Raw genomic sequence first — 21000 nt, 5'->3', positions numbered from 1 at the left:
TGCCTCCGTGGCCTCCCCCTACCCCTTCGGTCGGCCGTTGATGGCGGCCTGTGCGGCGGCGAGGCGGGCGATCGGGACGCGGAAGGGGGAGCAGGAGACGTAATCGAGACCCGTCTCCTCGCAGAAGCGGATGGAGGTCGGATCACCGCCATGTTCGCCGCAGATGCCGAGCTTGAGGCCGGACTTGGTGCGCCGGCCGCGCTCGGCGGCGATGCGGATCATTTCGCCGACGCCATCGAAATCGATAGAGACGAAGGGATCATTCTTGATGATGCCCTTGGCGATGTAGGTCGCGAGGAATTGCGGCGCATCATCGCGCGAGATGCCGAAGACGGTCTGCGTCAGATCGTTGGTGCCGAAGGAGAAGAAATCGGCGACTTCGGCGATGGAATGGGCACGAAGCGCCGCACGCGGCAGCTCGATCATCGTTCCCACGAGGTAGTCGATGGCGATGCCGCTTTCGCCGATGACCTTTTCGGCCACGTCGGCGATGCGCGACTTGACGTAGTCCAGCTCGGCGCGCAGGCCGACGAGCGGCACCATGATCTCCGGCACCACGGCCGCGCCCGTCTCGCGGGCGGCCTCCACGGCGGCCTCGAAGATGGCACGGGCCTGCATCTCCACGATCTCCGGATGGGAGATGGCGAGGCGGCAGCCGCGATGGCCGAGCATGGGGTTGAACTCGTGCAGCGCATCGACCCGCTGGCGCAGGTCGCCGGCCGACAGGCCGAGCCGGGCCGAGACATCCTCGATTTCAGCATCCGTCTTCGGCAGGAATTCGTGCAGCGGCGGGTCGAGCAGGCGGATCGTCACCGGCAGGCCGTGCATGATGGTGAAGAGTTCGAGGAAATCCGAACGCTGCATGGGCAGGAGCTTGTCGAGCGCGGCGCGGCGGCCCGTTTCGTCGGCGGCGAGGATCATCTCGCGCATGACGTTGATGCGGTCGCCCTCGAAGAACATGTGTTCGGTGCGGCACAGGCCAATGCCCTCGGCGCCGAAGGAGCGGGCGGCGCGCGCATCGTTCGGCGTCTCGCAATTGGTGCGCACCGTCATGCGGCGGTTGGCATCGGCCCATTCCATGATCTTGCCGAAATCGCCCGAAAGCTCCGGCTGCAGCATGGGGATTTCGCCCTTCAGCACCTGGCCGGATGAGCCGTCGATGGTGATGACGTCGCCCTTCGACAGGACGACGCCGGCGCCGATCAGCTTTTCATTGCGCAGGTCGACACGCAGATTGCCGGCGCCGGACACGCAGGGGATGCCCATGCCGCGCGCCACGACGGCGGCGTGGCTCGTCATGCCGCCGCGCGAGGTGAGGATTCCTTCGGCGGCATGCATGCCGTGAATATCTTCCGGGCTCGTTTCGACGCGCACGAGAATGATCTTGCGCCCTTCCTTCTCGGCGGCCACGGCCTCGTCCGAGGTGAAGACGATCTCGCCGGTGGCGGCGCCGGGCGAGGCCGGCAGGCCGGAGCCGATGATGTCGCGCCGCGCGCGCGGATCGATGGTCGGGTGCAGCAGTTGGTCGAGCGAAGCGGGATCGATGCGGGTGACCGCTTCCTCGCAGCTGATCAGGCCGCTTTCGGCCATGTCGACGGCGATGCGCAGGGCGGCGCGGGCGGTGCGCTTGCCGGACCTCGTCTGCAGCATCCACAGCTTGCCGCGCTCGATGGTGAATTCCATGTCCTGCATGTCGCGGTAGTGCCGCTCCAGCCGATCGCAAATGTCGCGGAATTCGGCAAAGGCCTCCGGCATCAGCTTTTCGAGCGAGGGGCGGTCGGAACCCGACGCGATGCGCGCGGCTTCGGTGATGTCCTGCGGGGTGCGGATACCGGCCACGACATCCTCGCCCTGCGCGTTGACGAGGAACTCGCCGTAAAGCTCATGGGCGCCGGTCGAGGGATTTCGGGTGAAGGCAACGCCGGTGGCCGAGGAATTGCCGAGATTGCCGAAGACCATGGCCTGCACGTTGACCGCCGTGCCCCAGTCGGCGGGAATGCCGTGCAACTGGCGATAGGTGACGGCGCGGGCATTGGTCCAGCTGGCAAAGACGGCGCCGATGGCGCCCCACAGCTGCGTTTCGGGGTCCTGCGGGAAGGGAACGCCGAGTTCCTCCTCGATGGTCGTCTTGTAGCGCTCCACGAGGTTCTGCCACTCGCCGGCCGAAAGCTCCGTGTCGTGTTCGAGACCGAGGCGGCCCTTCTCGTCTTCCAGCAGTTCTTCGAAGACCTCGTGATCAAGGCCCATGACGACATCGGCATACATCTGGATGAATCGGCGATAGCTGTCCCAGGCAAAGCGGTCGTCGCCGGCATCATGGCCAAGGCCCTGCACCGAGAGGTCGTTGAGGCCGAGATTGAGGACCGTGTCCATCATGCCCGGCATGGAGGCGCGCGCGCCGGAGCGCACCGACAGAAGCAGCGGACGGCGCTCATCGCCGAACCGGCGTCCGGTGATCTCCTCCATGGCGCGCAAGCCGTCGCGCACCTGGCTTTTCAGGGTGTCCGACAGGGTTCGGCCGCCGGCGAAATAGGCGGCGCAGGCATCCGTGATGATGGTCAGCCCCGGCGGCACCGGCAGGCCGAGCGTCGACATTTCCGCGAGATTGGCGCCCTTGCCTCCCAGCCGCGCCACATCATGCTGGTTTCCCTCGGCCTTTCCCGCGCCAAAGGTGTAAACCCACTTGTCCATTGCTTCACTCTCCACCCGGAAGCACTTCTCCCGGGGGCGAGAATTACAGCATCCCCCCGCGGAAGAAAATCCTTGCTCGCCACTTTCTTGCTGCATTGCGTCATTTCCCTGACGTTTTCGTTGCAGCGCAGCACGGACCGCACCAGACATAGGCGAGACGGCATGAATGTGGGGTGAATGGAGAAACGCAAACCGCCGCGCCTTTTTCACGGGCGCGGCGGCGTTGACATGGCAAAAACAAGGACGTCGCGGTGTCGAAGGCTGCCGCGCGCCCCTCGCCCTCAGTTCTCCTGAACCGATACGCCGCCTTCGCCGATCTTGATCTCGACGCCGTCCGGCTGCTTTTCCTGCTCGTAGGCGTAGTAGGAGAAGCCGGCGACGACGACGATGAGGGCGCCGATGATGAGGTAGAGGGCATTCTTGTTCATGAAATGGGTCCTTCGGGTTCTGTTCACGCAAACCCAGGCCTTTAGGCGATGGATTGCGCGCTCTAGAATGCGGCACCGCAGCAAAAGTTCCATCCGGCCGCACCTCTTGCAGCCGCGCGTTTGCACCGATGTCGGAGCCGCTCCCATCACGGATTGCGATGAACCGTCACTCAAAATGACCTTGGAAAGTGATTGCAGAGGGTGCGCTGCGGCCCACTCTTCGGTACTGGCTTTGCCTGACACTCGTATTCTGGATTCGAACATGACCGTGAACAGCCCTGTTTCCCTGACCGAGATCCCGCACAACAACCTTTACCGGAAGGGCGACGTGTTTGTGCTTTTCGGAGAACTGTTCGGGCGTGGCTATGTCACGGGCCTCCTCGACCAGGCGAAAAAGGCCGGCATGGAGATCATCGGCATCACCGTCGGTCGGCGCGACGAGGCCAACCGCTTGCGCGCGCTGACGCCCGAGGAGCTGGCCGAGGCCGAAGCCAATCTCGGCGGGCGGATCATCAACGTGCCGGCCATGGCCGGTTTCGACCTTGATGCACCTGCCGGCGAGCCGACGCCGACCGACCTGCTCGCGCCGCTGACGCTGGAGACCTGGGAGACGGCCAAGCTCGACTGGGCGCAGATCGAACGCTGCCGCGCGGTGGGTGTGGAGCGCTTCAAGGGCGCGGTTGCCGAGATCATGCGCGAACTCGACGGCATGATCGCCGATGGCAAGAACGTGCATTTTGCCCACACGATGGCCGGCGGCATCCCGAAGGCCAAGGTCTTCCTCGTCATCGCCAACCGAATCTACAAGGGGCGCGGCGCCCGCCACATGTCCTCGCAGGTGCTGCTCGACAGCGACATGGGCAAGCTGATCCTGCAGAATTTCGACGAGGTCTCGGCCAACAGCTTCCGCCACCTGATCGAGGGCAGCGCCGCCATTCGCGCGCGCATCGAAAAGAGCGGCGGACAGGTGCGCTATTCGGCCTACGGCTATCACGGCACCGGCATCCTGATCGGCGACGACTATCGCTGGCAGACCTATACGAACTATACGCAGGGCTATGCGAAGATGAAGCTCGAGGCGATCGCCGAGGAGGCTTTTGCCGCCGGCATCAAGGCGACCGTCTTCAACTGCCCGGAAATCCGCACCAATTCCTCCGATGTCTTTGCCGGTATCGAGCTGCCCCTGCTGCCGCTTCTCAAGGCGCTGAAGAAGGAAAATGGCGGCGCGCGCGCCGAGCGGATCTGGCAGGAGTGCGAGAGCCTTCTGTCGGAGGGCCACAGCATCGACGACGTTTTGAAGGCGATCGCCGATTTCCAGGTCAGCGACGTCATGAAGCCCTTCTACGACTTCAACAACTGGCCGATGCCGAACAGCCAGGGCCAGTCGGACATCACCATCGAGACCTCCAACGCCATCGCGCAGATGCACAAGGACGGCAAGGCGCTGATTTCCGACCGCCTGAGCGCGCTCGTGGTCGAGGCCACCGGTGCCCTGATCTTCGGCGAAGTCGCCAACCCCTCCGGCCCCGTTCTCTGGCTCAACCACGATGTGGTGGCAAAGCAGATCAACGCGGCGAGGTGAGTGCGCCACACTCCCCGTCATGGTCGGGCTTGACCCGACCATCCATAAGGCACTGATATCACTTGTGAATGGATCCTCGGGTCAAGCCCGAGGATGACGGCGGGTTGGGTGTGTGCCCGAAGCGCGACGGAGAAGGCGGGACCCAACGCACGCGCCACGTCGTCCTCGGGCTTGGCCCGTGACATCCTACACGCATCGGCGACCTCAAGGATTGAAGCGCAGCATCTGCGCTTTGCGCGTGGGCACCCGCCTTGTACCCCTCACACCGCCTCGCGCAGCCGCTCCGCCGTCTGGAGGTCGACGCTGACGAGTTGGCTGACGCCCTGTTCGGCCATGGTGACGCCGTAGAGGCGGTTCATGCGGGCCATGGTGATGGGGTTGTGGGTGATGATGACGAAGCGGGTTTCGGTGGAGGCCGCCATTTCGTCCATCAGGTTGCAATAGCGCTCCACATTGTGGTCGTCGAGCGGCGCATCCACCTCGTCCAGCACGCAGATCGGCGCGGGATTGGTGAGGAAGACGGCGAAGATCAGCGCCATGGCGGTCAGCGCCTGCTCGCCGCCGGAGAGCAGCGTCATGGTCTGCGGCTTCTTGCCCGGCGGGCGCGCCAGGATTTCGAGACCGGCTTCGAGCGGATCCTCGCTCTCGATCAGCTGAAGCTCGGCCGTGCCGCCATTGAAGAGGTGGGTGAAGAGGCGCTGGAACTGCACGTTGACGACATCGAAGGCCGCCAGCAGCCGCTCCCTTCCCTCGCGGTTGAGGTTCTGGATGGCGGCGCGCAGCTTGCGGATCGCCTCGATAATGTCTTCCCGCTCGGTGTTGAGCGCGCTCAGACGGTCCGAGAGCTCTTTCTGTTCTTCCTCGGCACGCAGGTTGACGGGGCCGAGGCGCTCGCGCTCCATCTTGAGACGGTCCACCTCGCGCTCGATGTTCCTGAGGTCGGGCAGCGGCGCTTCGGGCGTCAGCCCCGTCAGGCGGATGATCTCCTGCGGGGCGCATTGCACGGTGTCGCGAATGCGGGCCTCGGCCTCGATGCGCTTTTCGCGGCTGGACAGCAGGCGCTCTTCGGCGCGGCCGCGCCGCTCGCGCACCTCTGCAAGTTCGGAAAGGGCAAGCGTCGCAAGGCGGTCGGCCTCGCGCACCCGCGTGTCGGCCTCGGCCAGCCGGTCGCCGGCCTCGCGACGCACGGCCTCGGCTTTCGACAGTTCCGCCATCAAGGCACGGCGCTGGTCCTCGAAGGCGTCGGGGGCGTCGAGCAACTCTTCCAGCTCCTCGCGCGCCTCGGCCTCGCGCTCGCGCAGCGTCTCCACCTGCTCGGCGGCGCTCGCCGCGCGCACTTTCCAGGTCTCGCGCTCAAGGGTGATGGCGGCGATGCGGCGGCGGCGCGCCTCGTTTTCGCGGGCAAGACCGTCATAGGCGGCGCGCGCCTCTGCGACCGCCGCGCGGTCGGTCGCAACTTCGGCGGTCAACACGCGCAGTTGCAGGTCGAGGTCGGTGAGATCAGGCGCATCGGCAAGCGCGGCGGCGGCCTCCTCGGTCTCCTCCGCCAGTTCCTCGGCCTGCGCCTGCGTGCGCGAGAGGGCTTCGGCAGCGACGGCGCGGCGGCGCATCAGGTCACCGGCGGCACGCTCGGCGGCGGCGAGCGCCTCGCGGGCTTCCGTGACGCGGCGTTGCAGAAGGCGCATCTCGTCGCGGGCAAGGCGCAGGCGCTCGTCCTCGCGGCGCACACGTTCGCCGGCGGCGGCCAGTGCCTCCTCCGCCGTCTCGACGCGGGCGCCCGCCTCTTCGATTTCGGCTTCCAGCTCCTTCAGCCGGTTCTTCTGGCCGAGCCGGAGGGCGGCCGCACTCGGCGCGTCGGCGCCGGCCACGTGTCCATCCCAGCGGAAGACGGCGCCGTCGCGGGTGACGAGCACCTGACCGGCAGACAGGGAGCGCTGCAGCCGCGCGGCTTCCGCTTCGTCGGCGACAAGGCCGATCTGGGCCAGCACCCGGGAAAGCTCGGCCGGGCCGCGCACATGGGTGGCGAGCGGGGTGACACCCTCCGGCAGGGCCGGATCGTCCGCGCCATCGCCCGGCATGCGCCAGTGGGCGGGGGCGGCCTCATCTAGCGGCGCTTCGAGGCCATCTCCCAGGGCAGCGCCGAGTGCGGTTTCGAAGCCGCGGTCAACAACGATCGCGTCGACGACGGGCGTTGCAGCCCCCGCACCGGCGACGGCCTCCAGCATGCGGCGGATGGTGCGGGCTTCGGTCTCCAGCGCATTGGCCTCGGCGCGGGCCCGGTCCACCGGCGGACGGGCGGCCGCTTCATCGGCACGGGCAGCGGACAGCGCATCCTCGATGGCACCAAGCGTTTCCTCGGCGGTCTCGATGGCGCCTTCAGCCGCCTCCACCGCCTCGCGGCGCTCCTCGGGATCGGGCATGACGGCGAGCTTTTCGTCGAGGGCCTCGAGATCCGAGCGCTCGGTGGAAAGCTGGCGATCGAGCCGGGCGCGGCGATCGGAAAGGTCGCGCATGCGCCGTTCCACCTGATTGCGCAGCGCCTGCGCCTCGGCGCGCTCGGCGGTGGCAAGCGCCAGGCGCCGTTCGCTTTCGGCGAGCTTCTCGCTGGCTTCGCCCAGCCGCTCCTGCGCCTCGATGGCCGCATCCCCGGCATCGGCGAGGAAATCGGCCAGTTCGGCCTCCTCCCGGTCGAGACGCTCCAGGCTGCCGGCATTGTCGGCGGCCAGACGCTCTTCGCGGCGGATGTCTTCGGCAAGCTGGGCCAGCCGGCGCTGCAACTCGTCGCGGCGCTTGAGGATGCGGCCGGCATCCTCCTCCAGCTGCCGCCCGGCGATCTGCAGACGTTGCAGGGCGGCGGCGGCTTTCGCCTCTTCCTCGCGCAGCTCCGGCAGGCGCAGCGCCACGACCGCCTGGTGCTTGGCCGCATTCATCTGGGCCTGCGCCTTCTCGGCGGTCAGCGACGTGATCTGGTTCAGCTGGCTGTCGGCCTCGGCTTCGGCCTCCTTGGCCTGCATCCAGCGAATGTGCAGCAGGATCGCCTCGTTGCGGCGGATATCGGCCGAGAGCGCCTTGAAGCGATTGGCCTGCCGCGACTGGCGCTTCAGGCTCTCGATCTGGCTTTCGAGCTGGCTCGTGACGTCCTCGAGACGCTCAAGGTTGGTCTCGGCACCGCGCAGGCGCAGCTCCGCCTCGTGGCGGCGCGAATGCAGGCCGGAAATGCCGGCGGCTTCTTCCAGCAGTTGCCGGCGCGCCTGGGGCTTTGCGGCGATCAGCTCGCCGATGCGCCCCTGCCCCACCATGGAGGGCGAGCGGGCGCCGGTGGAGGCATCGGCAAAGAGCAGTTGCACATCTTTGGCGCGGGCTTCCTTGCCGTTGATGCGGTAGACCGAGCCCTGCTCGCGCTCGATGCGGCGCGTTACCTGGATCTCGTCGGCATCGTTGAAGGCGGCAGGCGCGGTGCGGTCGGCATTGTCGAGGAAGAGGCCGACTTCGGCCGTGTTGCGGGCCGGGCGATTGCCGGAGCCGGAGAAGATCACGTCGTCCATGCCCGAGGCGCGCATGTTCTTGTAGGAGTTTTCCCCCATCACCCAGCGCAGCGCCTCGACGAGGTTCGACTTGCCGCAGCCATTCGGCCCGACCACGCCCGTCAGGCCCCGCTCGATGACGAATTCGGCGGGCTCGACGAAGGATTTGAAGCCGAGGAGGCGTAGCTTGGTGAACTTCATGGGCAACACCTAGCAAGCCTTGCGGTGGAAGGCAAAAGGGGCGCGCGGCGGTGGCGGTGGCGCGCCAGCGCATTGCGACGCGCCATCCTCCTCCGCCGTCATGCTCGGGCTTGCCCCGAGCATCCATGCGGCGACCGCTGAGAGTGAGGCGTACATCCTCGGGTCAAGCCCGAGGATGACGGCGCTTCGGGCAATCCGCGTCACACCCTCTTCCCGTCAGCGAGCGGGACAAGGGAAAACCGTCTGCCTTCTTACAGCAGCGCGTCGAAGATGCCGGACATGGCCTCGACGGACATGTCGCCCGAGTATTTCTTGCCGTTGATGAAGAAGGTCGGCGTGGAATTGACGCCAAAATCCTTGTTGCCGCGCTGCATGACGGCGTTGACGTCGTCGAGCAGCTTCTGGTTCGTCAGGCATTCCTCGAAGGTCTGCTGGCTGAAGCCGGCGAGCTTCGACATCTGCAGCAGCGCATCGCGGCCGTTTTCCGCCGTCGCCCATTGCTGCTGCTGCTTGAAGAGCATGGAGACCATCGGGAAATACTGGCCCTCGGGCGCGCAGCGCGCCAGCATGAAGGCGGCCGCCGCGCGCGGATCGAAGGGGAATTCGCGGATGATGAACCGCACCTTGCCCGTGTCGATGTACTTTTCCTTGATCGGCTCGAAGGTGGTGTTGTGGAAATGCGCGCAGTGCGGGCAGGTCATCGACATGTATTCGACGACGGTGATCGGGGCGTCGGCCTTCCCGAGGGCTTCTTCCGGCAGCGGGCCGGGCTCCAGCAGCTTCGTCATGTCCACATCGCCTTCCGGCTGCGGCAGCTCCTGCGCTGTCGCGGAGGTCTGGACCGGATCGATGTCGGCGCCGTCAATGCCGGTCTTGCCGCCGGAGGCATCGGCAGCCTCCTTGTCATTGCAGGCCGCCAGCACGCCGCCGGCAGCGACAAGGGCAATACCACCGAGAAGACGGCGCTTGGTCAGGATGAGGTCGGACATGATCGAGGGTTCCTGCAAAGGTAAGTTCCGAGGTTCCCTGCGATAATACGGCTTTGTTTCGCCAACAAGGCACCCACCGGGGAAAAAGTTCAAACAAATGTGACCTTGTGAGGGCGAAGCGGCAAGACTGTCGTTTCCGGCTGCGCAGGGATTGCAGGGCCGGTGGTAGATCTTCGATAAAACCGAGCGGGTGAAAGTGCTTTCGGTTGAGTGTCACCAGCGTCAGGTCGTGGGCGCGGGCGGTCGCCGCAATGATGATGTCGGGTAGTCCGGGATGGACGCCCTTGGCTTTTGCGGCTTCGCTCATCACCCCCGCAAGCCGGGCGACTGTCGCATTCAAAGGCAGAACACGTTCGCGGTACCCGTCGTCGACGGCCTCCAACCAGTCCAGCAATGCCTGATACCGACCGACTGCGCCGCGACGGGCCAAGGACCGCAGTCCCTGTTCGATTTCAAGAAAGGTCATGGCAGAGAGAAAGAGACGCCCGGCATTGGCCTCCACTCTGAACCAGTCCCGGGCTGGAGCGGAAATGGGTGGCTTATCCGGCGCCAGGCACGACAGGACGTTGGTATCCAGCAGAAAGCCGCTCAAACATCGATATCCCGAACGGGGGTCTGGTCGCGCTCGAACTCGATACCGCCAGGGAAGGCGAGCAGCAAATCGGCAAAGCTTTTCTTCGGCTTTGCCATGGCACGCCTTGCCTCTTCGGCGGCCTCAACGCTCACGAGAACGGCGGCCGGCATTCCATCACGGGTGATCGTCACAAACTCGCCCGCCGCAGCCTCTTCGATCAATTCGGAGAAGCTCGCCTTGGCCGCTTTCAAGCTGACATTTGCCATCGCCGGAACCTCGCTGACTGTCTTTTCGAAATATCGGACGCCGCGGCACATTTGGCAAGCACGGTCGCCCCCCTCACCGCCCCCGCTTCTGCATCACGCCCGTGCCGAGCCGTGTCAGCGCCGCCTTCAGGGCCTCGTTTTCGATACCGTCGGTCATGTCCTTCAGGCGTGCCGCCTTCTCGCCGGTCAGCGGGCGCATGCGCGGGCGGCGGGCGGCGGTGGAAACGGGTTTTTGCACGATGCGCAGGCGGGAGATGGCGGGGAAGCCGAAGAAGCCGTTGATGCGCTGAATGAGTTCGCCCTGCCGGTGAGTGAGGAAAAGCGCGCGCGCGCCTTCGCAGGCGACCGTCAGCACACCCGGCTCGTAGCCGCCATCCGGCTCGCCCTCGGAGATGCGGCGCGGCCACGCGATCTTTTCGGGCCGCGTGCAATCGGCAAAGCTTTCGCCGGCGATCTCGTCCCAGACGCCGATGAGCTCGGTGGAAATGCCGGCGCGGCGGGCGAGCACGGGATCGACGAGACGATTGGCGATCTCGCCGATCTGCGCTGCGCCGCGGGGCCTTCGTCCCGGTTTCCTCGTTTCATTCACGTGGGTCGTTTCCGTGTTTCGGGTGACTGACAGGTTATATAGCGCAGTTTGGGGCGGGGTGTCGTCGGTTGTTTCGCAGACCGCGGCTTAACCCCCTCTGCCCTGCCGGGCATCTCCCCCACATGTGGGGAGATTGGCTGGGGGCGGGGCTTGACGGAACTCGGAAGGCGGAGAAAACCGCTTGCCTTGCGCACGCGTAAGGGATGAGACAGTGCCACATCCGATCTCCCCCTTGCGGAGGAGATGCCCGGCAGGGCACAGGGGGGTGCCGTACGCCACCTGCCGACGTCAGCATCACAGGACCTCAATGCCCGCATCCCCCACCATCGCGTCCGCCCTTCTTTCCTGGTACGACCGGCATCATCGCAGCCTGCCCTGGCGCGTCACGCCGCCGGAGCAGGCGGCGGGTATCAGGGCCGATCCCTACCGCGTCTGGCTGTCGGAGGTGATGCTGCAGCAGACAACGGTGCAGGCGGTGAAGCCCTATTTCGACGCCTTTCTCGCCCGCTGGCCGCGGGTGGAAGATCTGGCGGCGGCGGAGACGGAGAGCGTGATGAAGGCCTGGGCGGGCCTTGGCTATTACGCGCGGGCCCGCAACCTCAAGAAATGTGCAGAGGTGGTGGCCGCCGACCATGGCGGGCGGTTTCCCGATACGGTGGAGGGGCTGAAGACGCTGCCGGGCATCGGGGACTACACGGCCGCCGCCATCGCCGCCATTGCCTTCAACCGGCAGGCCGCGGTGCTGGACGGCAATGTGGAGCGTGTCATCTCGCGCCTTCGCCTCATCGATCAGCCGCTACCGGGCGCCAAGACCGTGATGCGGGCGGCAGTGGCGGAGATCACGCCGGCCGAGCGGCCCGGCGATTTTGCGCAGGCCATGATGGACTTGGGTGCCACGATCTGCACGCCGAAGCGGCCGGCCTGCGCGCTCTGTCCGCTGAACAGCGCCTGCCTGGCGCTCGCAAACGACGATCCGGAGCGTTTTCCGGTCAAGGCGCGCAAGGGTGTGAAGCCGGTGCGCATCGGGGCCGCTTTTGTGGCGGTGGATCAGGACGGCGCGGTGCTCCTGCGCAAGCGGCCGGAGCGCGGCCTGCTCGGCGGCATGACGGAGGTGCCGGGCACGGACTGGCGCGTGGCGGAGGCGCCGGACGACGGCGCGCGGGACGGATTTCTCGCCGACGCCGCCCTGCACGCCGCCCCCTTCCCTGCCGATTGGGAGCCGGCCGGCGGCATCGTGCATGTCTTCACCCATTTCGAGCTGCGGCTCTCCGTCTACCGGGTGCGGATCGATGCGCATCCCACAGGGGTAGACGGCTGGTGGGAGCCGGTGGAAAACCTTTCCGGCGAGGCGCTGCCGACTGTCATGAAGAAGGCAATTGCCGCGGCTATACCGACCGCCTTTCCGCCCCGGCGGGGCCGGTGATATCGAAGGCAAGGCGGCGGACGCGATTCGCTACGCCTGCCGGTACCGGCCACGTCACACCGTTCCCGACGCACCGTCCCCGGCGCGTCTCCTGATGAAAGGACTGCCCATGGCTGAGGCCGAGATCCGCCACATCGTTTTCGACATCGGCAAGGTGCTGATCCATTACGATCCCAACCTGCCCTTCTCGCGCATCATCCCCGATGCGGAAGAGCGTGCCTGGTTCTTCGCCAATGTCTGCACCCATGACTGGAACCTCGAACAGGACCGCGGCCGCACCTGGGACGAGGCCGAGGCGCTGCTGCTTGCCGACCACCCGGAGCGCGAGGAGCAGATCCGCGCCTTCCGCCGTCACTGGCACGAGATGGTGCCGCATGCCTATGAGGAGAGCGTTGCGCTGATGCTCGGCTTCATCGAGGAAGGCCGCGACGTGACGATGCTGACCAACTTCGCCTCCGACACCTTCCGGCAGGCGCAGGAGATCTTCCCCTTCCTTAAAGTCCCGCGCGGCGTGACCGTGTCGGGCGACATCGGCCTCATCAAGCCGCAGCGCGAGATCTACGAGACGCATGTGAAGAGTTTTGGCCTCGACCCGGCCCACACGCTCTTCATCGACGACGCCCCCGCCAATGTCGAAGGCGCGAAAGCCGCCGGCTGGCATGCCGTGCTCTTCACCGACCCCGCCGCGCTGCGCGTCGATCTCGCCACCTACGGCCTTCTGAAAACCGAGGAGATGCCCCAGGCATGAGCGACACCCGCGTCTTTTCCTTCGATCCCAAGGCGGCGCTGATCGCCTATCACGCCGCTATCCAGGCCCAGGATTTTGCGGCGATTGCGGCGATGTTCCATGCCGATATCGCCTATGAATCGCCGGGTGTGGGAACGGTAACGGGACGAGACGCGGTCATCGACAGTTTTCGCGCCTATTTCACGGAGTATCCCGACCAGCAGGCCGTTGATGACAAGGTGGAGCGCGTCGCACCGCTCGCCGCCCACGCCGACTGGCGGCTGACGGCCACGAAGCGCTCGACGGGGGAACGCATCGCGCGGGCGGGCGAGGAAGCGGTGTTTTTTGACGAGGACGGGTTGATCGTGCGGGTGATCGTCGCGGATCGGTAGGGACACGTTGACGCTTTCAGGGCTTCGGTTCGAGTTCCTCAAGCCTCTGTTTTCACGTTCGGAATGGATCCTCGGGTCAAGCCCGAGGATGACGGTGGGTGGGGAGACCTCTCGCCTATCGGCGACCTCCGACCAGCGCCGACAGTCGCAATGCGAGTGGCGACGGGCCCGCGATCTCCGTCATTCTCGGCCCCGAGCCGAGGATCCATGGCTACGGGCATGATCGGGGGCCCAGTGCGCGGGAAGACCCGCCCCCCAACGAACCACGTATGACGTGTCTTTCAGAAAAACAGAAAAAGCGCCCGGAGTTGCCTCCGAGCGCTTTCGGCCGTTCCGGGACTGAAGGTACAAGGGACCGGCCCGGCCGTCGGGTCTGGCGGGGAACTGGTTGATCAGTTCAGTTTCGCCAGGCCGTTTCGAATGACTGTCCGCAGATCGTCGATCGGCCGCAGGGATTGGCCGTCGTCGTAGTGCCAGAAAGTCCATCCATTGCAGGCATCAAGGCCTTGGACGCGCGCGCCAAGGCGATGAATCGATCCGGCCTCGCCGCCCGAGGCCAGCGTACCGTCGGCGCGAACGATCGCGCTGTAGCGGCGCCGCGCATCCGTCAGCACGGTGCCGGGGCGGATGAGGCCGCTTTCGACCAGGGTGTTGAAGGCGACGCGGGGTTCGGCCTTCTTGCCGGTCATCACGGAGAGTGTCGCCTTGCCGAGCGGCTCGACGGCGGCGATGCGGGCAGAGGCCGCATCGATATAGCTCTGCTCGCGCTCGATGCCGACGAAGTGGCGGCCGAGGCGCTTGGCAACGGCGCCCGTGGTGCCGGAGCCGAAGAAGGGGTCGAGCACGATGTCGCCAGGCTTGGTGGAGGCCATCAGGATGCGGGCGAGCAGCGCTTCCGGCTTCTGGGTCGGATGCACCTTGTCGCCATTGTCGTCCTTCAGGCGCTCGCCGCCCGAGCAGATCGGGAAGAGCCAGTCCGAGCGCATCTGCACGTCGTCGTTCGCCGCCTTCATGGCATCGTAGTTGAAGGTGTAGCCCTTGCCCTTGGCGCTGGGGCTCGCCCAGATCAGCGTTTCATGGGCGTTCTGGAACCGGCGGCCCTTGAAGTTCGGCATGGGGTTGGTCTTGCGCCAGATGATATCGTTGAGGATCCAGAAATTGAGGTCCTGGAGCGTGGCGCCGACGCGGAAGATGTTGTGGTAGGAGCCGATGACCCAGAGGGTGCCGGTGGGCTTCAGCACGCGGCGCACGGCCAGCAGCCAGGCGCGGGTGAAGGCATCGTAGGCCTCGAAGGAGGAGAACTGGTCCCACTCGTCATCGACGGCATCGACCAGCGACTGATCCGGACGATGCAGCGTGCCGCCGAGCTGGAGGTTGTACGGCGGATCGGCAAAGACGACGTCCACGGATTTGTCGGGGAGTGCTTCGAGCGCTGCGACGCAGTCACCCTTGATGATCGTGTCGATCCAGCCAACACGGCTCGGAGCGCGGGAGACGTCGGCAAGCGAAACCACAGGTGCCATCACAAACTCGCTTTTACACTGAACTCAGGAAACGGATACGCAGAACTTCTTTGATGCCTTATGGTTACCGAGGATGGTTACCAAAGGCTGAAGGCGGCACGCTTTTTTTGATCAGGGCGCAATTTGGAAGGGGCGGCATGGTTAATACCAAAGATCGGGGCGCTGCCGCCCGTCAGGCGCGGCAGGCGAGCAGCACGCCTTCGAAGCCGGACGCGGCAATGCCGTCGCAGAGCGGTGCCCATTCGCAATCGGCGCAGGCGGCGCGGATCGTGCCGGTGGCAAAGGCGTGCCTGAGGCGTGACAGGCGCGCGGCGTCGAGCCGGAAGCGGGCACCGGGGGCGATCTCTATGCCAAGAAGTGCCGTGACGCTCGCCGCCGCCCGCCGATCGCGGTCCTGCACGCTTTCGTTGTGACAGTGCTCCCCGGCGGCATGGCAGATCGGCGCGCAGATGTCGTCGGGTCCGGCGACGATCTCGATCTCGGCGCCGGCCCCCAGACGCGCGACGATGCGGCGATATTCGGCGACGAAGGTGGGGCTGTAGCCCTCGCCGATAAAGGTCAGCATGCAGAGCAGGTGATGCGCACGCAGCCGCACGGGCTGTTCGGCGGGGGAAGAGGATGCAGCGTTCATGGTGACGTCATAGCCGAGGCCGGCGCGGCGGCAAACAGGAGGCGGATCGCGGACGGCTCAGGCCCGACCGGCCGTGTCCGCCTGCGCCTCGTCATAGCGCGTCACCGTGGCGCGGCGGGCCAGACGGCGCCAGGTGCGCTCGAGCGTCGCCCGCGCCCATTCGGGATCGACGGTTTGAGGGCGGGCGAGCACCAGCGGCGACGGGCGATGATGCGGCGTGGTGAAGAAGGTTTCGGGCTCGGCTTCGATCAGCATGTCGCGTTCGTCGAAGGAGACCTTGAAGACCGGGCTGTCGTGACCGACATTCCAGAAGCAGATGGCCTTGTCGCCCACCTTGAAACACGGATTGCCGAAGACGGACGTCTCCACCGTATCGGGCAGAACGAGGATCATGGCGCGCAGGTCATCAAGCGTCAGCATGGCGGTCCTTTCGCCGTCATCCTGACAGAAAGCCGGCCGATGGTCACGCCCTCACCCGCTTCGGCAGGCCATTTGCTTGTTTGCCGCGCCCGCTTCGTATAGAGGGGCGCGGATATTTCCAAAGGACGCAAGGACTCTTTCATGGCCGGTTTCGACCTCATCATCTTCGATTGCGACGGGGTGCTCGTCGATTCCGAAATCATCTGCTCGCGCGTCGAATCCGAGCTCCTGACGGAGGCCGGCTATCCGATCAGCGCGGAAGAGCATTCCGAGCGCTTTGCCGGCATGACCTGGCGCAACACGCTGCTGACCGTCGAGCGCGAGGCCGACATCCCCTTTTCCGCCTCGCTGATCGACAAGGTGGAAAAGCTCCTCGACCAGCGCCTGCCGAAGGAAGTGGAAGCGATCGAGGGCGTCAAGGCCATGCTGGAAAAGCTGGAACTCCCCTTCTGCGTGTGCTCCAACTCCACGTCGAAGCGACTCGACCTGATGCTCTCGGCCGTCAAGCTGAAGCCGCTCTTCAAGGGCCATGTCTATTCGGCGCGCGACCTCGGCGAAGACCGGGTGAAGCCGAAGCCGGACATTTTCCTGCACGGCGCCAAGCAGATGGGCGCAAAGCCCGCCCGCACGCTGGTGGTGGAAGACAGCGTGCACGGCGTGGAAGCGGCCCGCGCCGCCGGCATGCGCGTCGTCGGCTTCACCGGCGGCTCCCACACCTATCCCTCGCATGCCGACAAGCTGACGGATGCCGGCGCCGAGACGGTGATCTCGCGCATGGCGATGCTGCCAGGCGTAATCGCGGCGCTGGCGGAGTGGTCGGAGGATGTGGTGGCGTGAGGGGCGACACGACCGCCTGACGCCGGGAATGCAGGTGAATTATGGCTGCGGCTCAAGAGAGGACGTCATGCTCGGGCTTGACCCGAGCATCCACAGCCATACGCCTAAGTGTTTGAAAATAGATCCTCGGGTCAGGCCCGAGGATGACGACGGTGGGTTTGACAGGTGACGTTCCCATCCCGTTATCAGGATATGGGTGCCTTCAAAACCCGGCAAGAAGGCGAAAGCCTGACGGCCTTCTCCCTCTCACTTCCGCTTCGTCTTGCCCGCTTTTGCGCCCTTGTCGAAGCCGATGTAGATCTTGGTGTCGGCGCCGGCGCCGGCGGGGATGGAGACGTTGCTGTCGGTGAAGACGAACTGGGTGGTGCCTTCAGCCGGGATATCGACGGCAAAGGGGCGGACCTGGTCGTAGAGAACCTGGTCGCCGTCGCGGGCGGTCACGCGGATCGGCAGGTTGACGGAGCCGGGCGTGCCGACGGGGCCGAGGACGACGCGGCCCTGCGCGACGATGTTGACGGTGAGGTTTGCCGTGCTCTGGACGCACTGGCGGGTCTGGTCGCCGAAGGAGGCCTGATACTGGATCTGCATCGGATCGTCCGTCGCGCCCCTGGCGTAGACGCGGTGCACGGCCGCATCATCGGAGATGAAGACCTGCGGGCAAGCACCCTGGATGACGGCCACGGGCTGGCCGCCAACGCCGGTGGCGAGCGTCGTTCCGGCGGGGTTTGCGGCCGGCGCCATCTGGGCACCGGTCCCGGCATCCACGGCCACCATGTCCGCCGTATCCGTCTTGCTGCAGCCGGCAAGCGCCATCACGAGGGAGGCGGCAATGAGAGAACCGAAAAGCTTTGAAGACACGCGACTGACACTCCCCACTCGCCCGGTCTTACCGGGAACCGTTTTTCTCCGGCCCTCATGGCCGATAGCGCCGGGCAGCTTGCGGGCATCCCCGGCAGGCCATCCGTCGTTCAAATCCTGTGCCTGCCGGCAGCGCGGAGCGGTGATCCCGCCTGCGGTCGGCACTTTCGGGCGGCACCCTACTGCATAAATTTGAAAACCGGAACGGGGCTTCCTGCAACAATTGCATCGACATCGTCCGATGCCTTTCGCTCCCCGCCGCGGCGCCGGCCAGTCTTTGGCGGCAGGGCCTGCGTGCCGTGAAAGCTGTTTTCTTTTCCCGACGGTTGCGTTAGGCACGACACGGTTTTGGTGATTGGCCGTACCCAGCCATACGGTTGGCGTGCCGCGAAGTTTTCCTGCCCCCTGCCCGGCTTTGCCAGTGCCTGACGCAAAGAGACGGCCCTTTCGCTGCGGAGCGGGATAGGAAAGGCGGCGGCGCGCAAGGATGACGGCGGCGCCCGGGGCGCGAGGCCCGCAGGATGAAGGACAGGACGATGGTGACCTATGTTTCCACCCGGGGCGAGGCCCCCTCGCTCGGCTTTTCCGATGCGCTGCTGGCCGGGCTTGCCAGCGATGGCGGGCTTTACGTGCCCAAGGAATGGCCGACCTTCAAGAAGAAGGACATCCGGTCGATGCGCGGCCAGTCCTATCAGGAGATCGCCTTTGCGGTGATGTCGCGCTTCACCGGCGACGAGATCAAGGGCGAGACGCTGCGCGCCATGATCGACGAGGCCTATGCGACCTTCCGCCATCCGGCCGTCGTGCCGCTCGTCCAGACCGGGCCGAACAGCTTCATCATGGAGCTCTTCCACGGCACGACGCTCGCCTTCAAGGACGTGGCGATGCAGATGCTCGGCCGCCTCATGGACCATGTGCTGACGGAGCGCGGCGAGCGCGCCACCATCGTCGGCGCCACGTCCGGCGATACGGGCGGGGCGGCGATCGACGCCTTTGCGGGGCGCGAGCGCACCGACATCTTCATCCTCTTCCCGCATGGCAAGGTCTCGCCGGTGCAGCAGCGGCAAATGACGACCTCGACGGCCTCGAACGTGCATGCGGTGGCCATCAACGGCAATTTCGACGACTGCCAGAACCTCGTCAAAGCCATGTTCAACGATGCGCCCTTCCGCGAACAGGTGGCGCTGTCGGGCGTCAACTCGATCAACTGGGCGCGCATCATGGCGCAGGTGGTCTATTACTTCACCACCGCCGTTTCGCTCGGCGGTCCGGACCGGAAGATCTCCTTCACGGTTCCGACGGGCAATTTTGGCGACATTTTCGCCGGTTACGTCGCCAAGAAGATGGGGCTGCCCATCGACAAGCTGGTGGTTGCGACCAACGAGAACGACATTCTCGCCCGCACCCTGAAGACCGGCCGCTACGAGATGCGCGCCGTGAAGGCGACGACGTCCCCCTCCATGGACATCGGCGTCTCCTCCAACTTCGAGCGGCTGCTGTTCGAGGCCTATGACCGCGACCCCGCCAAGGTGCGCCGCGCGATGGACGGGCTGAAGCAGTCCGGCGCCTTCGAGATCGAGGAAAAGGCGCTGAAGGCGATCCGCCGCGAGTTCCGTGCCGGCCGCGCCAGCGAGAAGGACGTGGCCAAGACGATTGCCGCGACGCTTGCCGAGACCGGCTATCTGCTCGACCCGCACACCGCCATCGGCGTGCATGTCGCTGCCAAGCACGAGAAGGCGGGCTCGCCCATGGTGACGCTTGCAACCGCGCATCCGGCCAAGTTCCCGGCGGCTGTAAAATCCGCATCCGGTATTGACCCGGCGCTTCCGACGTGGCTTGCTGACTTGATGGACAGGGAGGAGCGTTTCGATATCCTGGATCCCGAGCTGAAGACCGTCGAGGCTTACGTCGGCGACCACGCCCGCATCCGGAAGTAGAGCGTTGCCGGAAGTAGAGCGCAGAAAGACGGATGATGAAAGTTGAGTGCACGCGGCTGACGTCCGGCCTGACGGTCGTCACGGAAACCATGCCGCATCTGGAGAGTGTCGCACTCGGCGTGTGGATCAAATCCGGATCGCGCAACGAAACGGTCGAAGAACACGGCATCGCCCATCTCCTCGAGCACATGGCCTTCAAGGGCACGGCCCGGCGCACGGCGCGGCAGATTGCCGAGGAAATCGAGAATGTCGGCGGCGAGGTCAACGCCGCCACCTCCACCGAGACCACCTCCTATTACGCCCGCGTGCTGAAGGATCATGTCCCGCTCGCGGTCGATATCCTCGCCGACATCCTCACCGAATCGAGCTTCGACGAGGAAGAGTTGCGGCGCGAAAAGCACGTCATCCTGCAGGAAATCGGCGCGGCCAACGATGTGCCCGACGATGTCGTCTTCGACCGCTTCGCCGAGACCGCCTTCCGCGGCCAGACGATCGGCCGGCCGATCCTCGGCACGCCGGATACGGTCAATTCCTTCACGCCCGACCAGATTCGCGCCTATCTCGGCCGCAACTACACGACCGACCGGCTCTTCGTGGTGGCGGCCGGCGCGGTGGATCACGACAGCTTCGTCAAGCAGGTGGAAGAGCGGTTCGCCTCCATCCCGACCAAGCCGAGCGCGACGCCGATCCTGGAGACCGCCCTCTACACGGGCGGCGAGACGCGCGAGGAGCGCGACCTGATGGATGCGCAGGTGCTGCTCGGCTTCGAGGGCAAGGCCTATCACGCGCGGGACTTCTACTGTTCGCAGATCCTTGCCAATATCCTCGGCGGCGGCATGTCGTCCCGCCTGTTTCAGGAAGTGCGCGAGCATCGCGGCCTTTGCTATTCCGTCTATGCCTTCCACTGGGGCTTTTCCGACACCGGCATCTTCGGCGTCCACGCCGCAACCGGTGGGGAAAACCTGCCGGAACTGATGCCCGTCATCATCGAGGAGCTGCGAAAGTCGTCCGACCGGATCGAGCAGCAGGAAATCGAGCGCGCCCGCGCCCAGATCCGCGCCCAGCTTCTGATGGGGCAGGAAAGCCCGGCGGCGCGCGCCGGCCAGATCGCCCGGCAGATGATGCTCTATGGCCGCACCATTCCCAACCAGGAACTGATGGAGCGCCTGTCCGGCATCACCGTAGAACGGCTGACCGATCTTGCCGGGCGGCTGTTCTTCGACACGGTCCCGACGCTCTCGGCCATCGGCCCGCTGGAGCTTCTGGCGCCGACCGCACAGATGGCCGAGAGCCTTTCGCTGAAGCCCGCGCCGGTGCGCGCGGCAAGCTGAGTCCTCGCCTTGTCCACCATGAAGGACGGTGCCTCCTCCCGGCGCCGTCGCGGCGCAGGCGATCGTCTCGCGCCCGC

The 21000-nt window shown here is 65.8% G+C and carries 18 protein-coding genes; 7 read left to right on the top strand and 11 right to left on the bottom strand.

Annotated elements, in window-relative coordinates; translation table 11 throughout:
* Positions 1–18: 18 nt before the first annotated feature.
* Positions 19–2691 carry a pyruvate, phosphate dikinase gene (gene ppdK, locus F3H41_RS15650; protein WP_149739617.1) on the bottom strand — a complete coding sequence of 891 codons (2673 nt, stop codon included), beginning with the start codon at positions 2689–2691 and terminating at the stop codon, positions 19–21.
* Between the two features lie 281 nt (positions 2692–2972).
* Positions 2973–3119, bottom strand: coding sequence for a hypothetical protein (locus F3H41_RS21315; RefSeq protein WP_188129481.1), 147 nt, complete (start codon positions 3117–3119; stop codon positions 2973–2975).
* 268 nt (positions 3120–3387) lie between these two features.
* On the opposite strand from F3H41_RS21315, the gene F3H41_RS15645 reads away from it, so the two are divergent.
* Positions 3388–4701 carry a hypothetical protein gene (locus tag F3H41_RS15645; RefSeq protein ID WP_188129490.1) on the top strand — a complete coding sequence of 438 codons (1314 nt, stop codon included), beginning with the start codon at positions 3388–3390 and terminating at the stop codon, positions 4699–4701.
* 260 nt (positions 4702–4961) lie between these two features.
* On the opposite strand, the gene F3H41_RS15640 is transcribed toward F3H41_RS15645, so the two are convergent.
* The 5 genes from F3H41_RS15640 to F3H41_RS15620 all read right to left on the bottom strand — a co-directional run bounded on the left by F3H41_RS15640 (position 4962) and on the right by F3H41_RS15620 (position 10844).
* Positions 4962–8426 carry a chromosome segregation SMC family protein gene (locus F3H41_RS15640; RefSeq protein WP_149739615.1) on the bottom strand — a complete coding sequence of 1155 codons (3465 nt, stop codon included), beginning with the start codon at positions 8424–8426 and terminating at the stop codon, positions 4962–4964.
* A gap of 251 nt (positions 8427–8677) precedes the next feature.
* Positions 8678–9415, bottom strand: a complete 738-nt coding sequence (locus tag F3H41_RS15635) for a DsbA family protein (RefSeq protein WP_149739614.1) — start codon at positions 9413–9415, stop codon at positions 8678–8680.
* Positions 9330–10007, bottom strand: coding sequence for a type II toxin-antitoxin system VapC family toxin (locus F3H41_RS15630; RefSeq protein ID WP_149739613.1), 678 nt, complete (start codon positions 10005–10007; stop codon positions 9330–9332). The genes F3H41_RS15635 and F3H41_RS15630 overlap by 86 nt, the downstream gene beginning before the upstream one ends.
* Positions 10004–10255, bottom strand: a complete 252-nt coding sequence (locus F3H41_RS15625) for a type II toxin-antitoxin system prevent-host-death family antitoxin (protein WP_149739612.1) — start codon at positions 10253–10255, stop codon at positions 10004–10006. Before F3H41_RS15625 ends, F3H41_RS15630 begins: the two co-directional genes overlap by 4 nt.
* A gap of 73 nt (positions 10256–10328) precedes the next feature.
* Entirely contained in the window at positions 10329–10844 is a 516-nt protein-coding gene (locus F3H41_RS15620) for a DUF721 domain-containing protein (RefSeq protein WP_149739611.1), read from the bottom strand.
* A gap of 307 nt (positions 10845–11151) precedes the next feature.
* On the opposite strand from F3H41_RS15620, the gene mutY reads away from it, so the two are divergent.
* From mutY to F3H41_RS15605, 3 genes are all read left to right on the top strand, one after another.
* Positions 11152–12267, top strand: a complete 1116-nt coding sequence (mutY, locus tag F3H41_RS15615) for an A/G-specific adenine glycosylase (RefSeq protein ID WP_149739610.1) — start codon at positions 11152–11154, stop codon at positions 12265–12267.
* Between the two features lie 109 nt (positions 12268–12376).
* The gene (locus F3H41_RS15610) at positions 12377–13015 is read left to right on the top strand and encodes an HAD family phosphatase (RefSeq protein ID WP_149739609.1); all 639 of its coding nucleotides are present in this window, start codon (positions 12377–12379) and stop codon (positions 13013–13015) included.
* On the top strand, positions 13012–13386 hold the full coding sequence (locus F3H41_RS15605) for a nuclear transport factor 2 family protein (RefSeq protein ID WP_149739608.1): 375 nt from the start codon (positions 13012–13014) through the stop codon (positions 13384–13386). Before F3H41_RS15610 ends, F3H41_RS15605 begins: the two co-directional genes overlap by 4 nt.
* A gap of 392 nt (positions 13387–13778) precedes the next feature.
* On the opposite strand, the gene F3H41_RS15600 is transcribed toward F3H41_RS15605, so the two are convergent.
* The 3 genes from F3H41_RS15600 to F3H41_RS15590 form a co-directional block, all read right to left on the bottom strand.
* Complete coding sequence (locus F3H41_RS15600) at positions 13779–14909, bottom strand: site-specific DNA-methyltransferase (protein WP_149739607.1); 1131 nt, start codon at positions 14907–14909, stop codon at positions 13779–13781.
* A gap of 172 nt (positions 14910–15081) precedes the next feature.
* A complete protein-coding gene (locus tag F3H41_RS15595; protein ID WP_149739606.1) occupies positions 15082–15540 on the bottom strand; it encodes a DUF1284 domain-containing protein in 459 nt (152 codons plus the stop codon).
* Between the two features lie 57 nt (positions 15541–15597).
* Positions 15598–15960 (bottom strand): MmcQ/YjbR family DNA-binding protein, encoded by a 363-nt coding sequence (locus tag F3H41_RS15590; RefSeq protein WP_149739605.1) that lies wholly within the window; start codon positions 15958–15960, stop codon positions 15598–15600.
* A 141-nt stretch (positions 15961–16101) separates the two neighbouring features.
* On the opposite strand from F3H41_RS15590, the gene F3H41_RS15585 reads away from it, so the two are divergent.
* Positions 16102–16797 carry an HAD family hydrolase gene (locus F3H41_RS15585; RefSeq protein ID WP_149739604.1) on the top strand — a complete coding sequence of 232 codons (696 nt, stop codon included), beginning with the start codon at positions 16102–16104 and terminating at the stop codon, positions 16795–16797.
* Positions 16798–17043: 246 nt separating this feature from the next.
* On the opposite strand, the gene F3H41_RS15580 is transcribed toward F3H41_RS15585, so the two are convergent.
* Positions 17044–17655, bottom strand: a complete 612-nt coding sequence (locus tag F3H41_RS15580) for a hypothetical protein (protein ID WP_149739603.1) — start codon at positions 17653–17655, stop codon at positions 17044–17046.
* A gap of 536 nt (positions 17656–18191) precedes the next feature.
* Between F3H41_RS15580 and thrC the strand changes: the two genes are divergently transcribed.
* Both thrC and F3H41_RS15570 read left to right on the top strand, forming a co-directional pair.
* Complete coding sequence (thrC, locus tag F3H41_RS15575; protein WP_149739602.1) at positions 18192–19592, top strand: threonine synthase; 1401 nt, start codon at positions 18192–18194, stop codon at positions 19590–19592.
* Positions 19593–19624: 32 nt separating this feature from the next.
* Positions 19625–20923 carry a pitrilysin family protein gene (locus tag F3H41_RS15570; protein ID WP_149739601.1) on the top strand — a complete coding sequence of 433 codons (1299 nt, stop codon included), beginning with the start codon at positions 19625–19627 and terminating at the stop codon, positions 20921–20923.
* The last annotated feature ends 77 nt before the right edge of the window (positions 20924–21000 follow it).

It is taken from the genome of Rhizobium sp. RU20A (assembly GCF_900155885.1).
Classification (GTDB): domain Bacteria; phylum Pseudomonadota; class Alphaproteobacteria; order Rhizobiales; family Rhizobiaceae; genus RU20A.
This window is presented reverse-complemented; position numbering and strand designations above follow the sequence as displayed.